Below are 2,456 nucleotides of genomic sequence, written 5' to 3'. Positions count from 1 at the left end.
ACTTTATCAAGGGTAGCTTGGTTAGGATTACCTACGGTAGCTACAGGAATGGTTAGCTCGGAACCGAAGTAAGGTAATTCAGTAGGAAGGCCACTGAGTTGGGTGGCGATAGCGTTGTAGTTAAACGTCACATCTCTTGTGGATATTACATCATCCTTTCCTGGTACTTTATAAATCATTTCCATTTTAAAAGGACTACTACCTAAAGAAGCTCCTTTTGTTGCCTGTAGAGTTACATAAAAATTATACAACCACCGATCATCAGGAAGTATCCATTTATCAGCATCTATACCAGCACCACTTATATACGAAAGATCATATAAAGAAGAAAGATCATACTCATAGTTATTTCTATCACTTATTGTTGGCGGCAGCATTTTCTCTGCAGGTCCATGTGCATCCAATCCTCCTTTTGTCACTTTTATAGACGTATTGGTCAATACATAACCATCCGGAAACTTCAAAACCAACTTTCCCGGATAAGCATGACGACGAACCTCCTTTTGAAAATAAGGAGACCTGGGAGCATCGTGAAAAATATTCGCATACATACCCAACGTTTTTTCTCCAGTGTCATTAAATATGAGCTTCCCACTATTATAATCTAAAAACACATTATTAAGATCATAAGTCATCATTCCTAGAGATTTTGAATCTTTTCCTTTCCGATTAGGATCATTTTCAGCATCTAATGGAGTTGTTATCTCTGTATTACTAACAAAACATTCAGAAGTAAAAATTCCACTACTTGATGCGACAAAAGGAAGCGACATATCAATTACATCCCCAGCCTCAAAAGGGGTGGTACCCGCTTTTACAAGTACATAAAAAGATGTCTTATTGGTACTACCAACCTCTATATCATAAGAGGTTTCTACTCCACCACACTTTACCTTCGCTTTATCTGCTTTTACAGTCGGTGTTATATTAAAAAGTGCTGTAACTGGGAAATATAAATATTTAGATGATTCTATAATCCGAGCTTGCCAACGAATCTCACCTTCATCATCCAGCATATATCGAGTATGATCTATTTCATTATCCAAAGCTGGAGTATTCGAATCTGGGATATGGTCTTCATTACTATCTTTTAATCCACGGGTAATACGATGAAGGGATAGTTTTTCAAAAACAACACCTTCTTCCTTACAAAGCAAACTTACTGGTTGAAAGACTTGATATATTTTGTCCAACACTTGTCCATTGTAGTCATAGTCAATATAGTAGGAAATAACTCCATCCAGATTGGGATCTGAAGAGCTGAAAGAGCCATCCGTTGTATAAGTAAAGGTCAAAAGTCCTTCTCTATCCGAAACTCCTGTATATATGCTATAAGGTGCTTTTCCTGTCAAATCAGAGGTTTCTGAAGAATAAACGGTCGCTCCGTTTAAGTTACTAAAGACAAATGAACCATCAGCCGGCTCTATCAATTTTAGCCAAGAAGGAAGCAAAAGATGTACTTTCATTTTTCCTTTATTTACATTAAGAGAACCTGCAGTTATCCGGACCGTTTGAGTTTTGATCTCTCCCTTTTTAATCGTGAATTTAGCCGGAAGCTCCCGGAAATGAGGCGCTGCTAAATACGCAATACCACCATTCACGCTCATTCTATCTTGTCCTGCTTGATTATTAGCATAAAGAGTCGCAGAGAATCCGCTTATGGTTGTTGTATGATAATCAAAATAAACATTATTATTTTCATTGTTATAGGTCTTCCCATTTTTCATAGGAATCCAAAAAGTTATCGTTTGTCCGATGGGTAGTGATTCTGTTTTAGACAAAGAAACTGTCACTTTTGTAGCTTCTTTTCTTGCATGAACTCCAAAGTAACCATAACTAGTAGAGTTCTGTCTACGAGAATTAATCGCCACTTGCTCTTTCAGAAGTTTAATTTTACTACCATTCCCTATTTGATAACAGATGTTTGCTGTATCTAAAAGACCATAGGATCCTGATATACTTAATAATGCTGAAAGGTCATATCCATCCGCAGTCCCTACATTCTTAAACTCCGAACGAACCATATTGGGGGTGGAACCATCCATATGGATATCCCATTGGTTGACTTCCGTATCATCAGTCAGTGATTTTACATATTTGGAGCTCACATGCGATAAGGTAGGAACTCCCGATACCGTAGGCAACGCCAGCGTAATCGTCGGAAATCCTGTTTCCACCGTACAATACTGAATCGATGGAGTTACCACATGAGTACCCAAGCGGCTGGAAGCTCCCTGGAAGCTAAGCGTCTTTTCGGTTGATGAGAGATCAGTCAGTGTCAATGTATAAGTCTTATTACTATTTGACATGGCCGGAGTAATTGTAGAACCTCCCCAATCGAAGGTCTTTAAAGTCGTAAACTCATCCACAGTCAGGATCAACTTAAAGGATTTAGCATCCCGGTTCGTCGCTTTTAGTTTGTAACCTAACGACTTGAACTCATCGGCAGCATCATA

At 38.5% G+C, this 2,456-nt stretch carries 1 protein-coding gene; it reads right to left on the bottom strand.

Annotated elements, in window-relative coordinates:
* On the bottom strand, positions 1–2,456 hold a 2,456-nt coding region (locus D0T51_RS12130; RefSeq protein ID WP_163729658.1), incomplete at both ends, for a hypothetical protein.

This window comes from Parabacteroides sp. 52 (assembly GCF_010500925.1).
Taxonomy (GTDB): Bacteria; Bacteroidota; Bacteroidia; order Bacteroidales; family Tannerellaceae; genus QVMG01.
This window is presented reverse-complemented; position numbering and strand designations above follow the sequence as displayed.